Source organism: Psychromonas antarctica (assembly GCF_022267535.1).
Taxonomy (GTDB): domain Bacteria; phylum Pseudomonadota; class Gammaproteobacteria; order Enterobacterales; family Psychromonadaceae; genus Psychromonas; species Psychromonas antarctica.
The window spans coordinates 1-2627 of the sequence record NZ_JAHNZV010000204.1; the positions used below are offsets into that span (position 1 = coordinate 1).

Below are 2627 nucleotides of genomic sequence, written 5' to 3' on the forward strand. Positions count from 1 at the left end.
ATATAAAGAAGTGTAATTTAATAGATAACTTTAATGGAGCAGTAGTGAAAAAATATTTGTTAAAAGGAATACTCTTAAGTAGTTGTATTGCTTTATTAATTTGGAGCGTTTCTGAAGAAGATATAGTTAATAAGCAGGCTGATAAAGAGCAAAAAAATCCAACTGTTTCAGTGTTAGCAGTGCTGCCAAGTGATTCATCGTTAACGGTAAAAGTATCGGGTTTAACGATCGCTAGGTGGCCATTAGCCGTTAAGTCAGCTGTGGGAGGAAGAGTCGTTGCGCTTAATGGTAATACAAATCCCGGTGACAGTATAAATAAACTGCAAATGTTAGTTCAAATATCATCACAACCTTATCGTGTATCGGTCAGTCGTGCGCAAGCAAAGGTCTCGCGAGCTGAATTCGAGTTGACAAATTACAAGCATAAACAATACGTCGCTAAAAAGATTTCTGGGGAGACAAAATTGTCTCCCTTCGGCAGTTTTGATGCTCATATTTTAACCGCGAAATCAGAGCTAAACTATGCAAAGTCTGAGCTTGAATACGCATTACAAATGCTCAAGGAAGCAAATATAAAGTCACCATACCCTGCAGTTGTTGTAAAAAAAATGGTCACACCAAGTCAGTGGGTTGAAGTCGGAGAGCCTCTTTTTGAGATTATATCCAGTGAATCTATTGATGTTAAAGTAGAGCTCTCAGACATTAACTGGCAACGTTTAAAAAGTAGAATCTCTGTTGGTGGAGTAGCCAAGGTTGCGGCTCCATCTGGAAAAGAGTGGCTTGCCCATGTCAGGTATTTGGCCCCCATTCTTGATGATATAACGAGGCAAAGAAGCCTAGTATTAAATATAAACAAACCGTTTTCAGGTGAAGATCCATTACTACCTGATCAGTTTGTTAATGTTATTTTTGAGGGTGAAAATATAGAAAATATAGTTAATGCGCCATCCTCTGCACTAACACAAGATGGAAAAGTATGGACCTTACTTGATGGGCAGCTATTTTTGGAGGAAATAGAGCTGATTGAGCAAAGCTCAGATGTAATAAAATTCCGATATATAAATAAACCAGAAATTAACCGGTTGTTAGTTCGTTTTCCCCTTAATTCCATGTTGCAAGGCCAACAGGCTTCACCAAAGCTCTTAGCTAATGAAGCAGGTGAATACAAATGAGTAGTGTCACTAAATGGTTTATTGATAACCCGGTAGCCAGCAATCTTTTAATGGTATTTACACTTATTGCTGGGCTTTTATCACTGAATACGCTAAGAGTTGAGAGTTTTCCTCAAATTCCACCGACTCAGTTCACCGTCACGGTAACCTACCCTGGTGGGACAGCGAAACAAGTCGATGAGGGTATTACACAACGTGTAGAAAATGCAATTAGAGGAATAGCGGGTGTTAAAAGTGTTATCAGTACCTCACAGCCTGAGTTTTCAATCGTACGCGTCAGAAAAGCGAGCGGCGTTGATATTGAACGCCTTATTGAAGATGTCCGCAATCGAGTAGAAGGTATTAATGGCTTTCCTACGCTTGCAGAGCGCCCCAAGATACAAAGAGAAGAGTTTACTAATTTAGCGGCCTTTATATTAGTTTATGGCGGAAATAACGACGATCTATTACAAAAAGTGGTCACCAGAGTAAAAAATCAACTTCAAAATAACCCCAATATTTCTCAAATAGCGAACCTTGGCAAGCGCAAACAAGAATTACGAATAGAGCCTGATCTACATAAATTAAAGCGTTATGGTCTTGATTCAACAGAGCTAGCAGAGAAAATAGTTAAGTGGTCGACAGAGTTTCGAAGTGGTGAACTAAAATCAGCCTCAGGGGCTATTACTCTTAGGGGAGATAGTTATGCGGACAACCTTTTGAAGTTACAAAACTTACCTATAATTACGACCCCTAACGCGATTGTAACACTCGGAGAAATTGCTCAGGTTACACGCACCTATCAGTCAGATGACAGCATTGTTAGATTTCAAGGAGAGACCGCCATCGCTTTGCTGGTGTCGACTAGCACTAAAGATAACTTACTTCGGGTTAGCGAAGCGATAAAGAATGAACTCATTAGCATTCAACCTACTCTGCCTATAGGTGTGAAAACCGATGTGATGGCCGATATGGCACCCTACATTAAGAATCAATTAAGCATGCTCAGCTCTAATGCTTTACAGGGCCTGATCATTGTCATCATTTTGCTTAGTCTCTTTTTGGAAATTAAGTTGGCACTTTGGGTTGCGATGGGCATCCCTATCTCGCTAGCGGGTGCTATTTGGATGATGGGCCTTCCTAGCCTAGATTATAGTATCAACGATATAACATTATTCGGCATGATCCTTGTATTGGGCATCTTGGTAGATGATGCCATCGTTGTCGGTGAAAGCATTCATCAAGCTAGACAAAAATATTCAGATCCTAAAGAAGCGGCCTTGAAGGGGGTGAACGCGGTTGCAGTAGCAACCGTATTTGGTGTTTTAACGACAATAGCAGCGTTCTCACCGTGAGCTTACGGCTGCATAGTTTGACTTGGGCGGTTAGCCCAATTCAGTCTTTTTTGGAAAGCAAGTCAGCCGTTACTCACTATTTTCTAGATAATTCCATGGCAGGTAATTTTCTGGGTTGGCT

2 protein-coding genes are annotated in these 2627 nt (G+C 40.6%); both read left to right on the plus strand.

Annotated features, from left to right (window positions below):
• The coding region (locus KSO91_RS16905) for an efflux RND transporter periplasmic adaptor subunit (RefSeq protein ID WP_238744192.1) at positions 1 to 1172 on the plus strand (1172 nt) is incomplete at its 5' end.
• Entirely contained in the window at positions 1169 to 2506 is a 1338-nt protein-coding gene (locus KSO91_RS16910; protein WP_238744193.1) for an efflux RND transporter permease subunit, read from the plus strand. The genes KSO91_RS16905 and KSO91_RS16910, both read left to right, overlap by 4 nt.
• The last annotated feature ends 121 nt before the right edge of the window (positions 2507 to 2627 follow it).

Bases quoted from the DNA above. Each gene is read 5' to 3' on its own strand.
- KSO91_RS16910 (WP_238744193.1), top strand. From the start codon at position 1,169: ATGAGTAGTGTCACTAAATGGTTTATTGATAACCCGGTAGCCAGCAAT.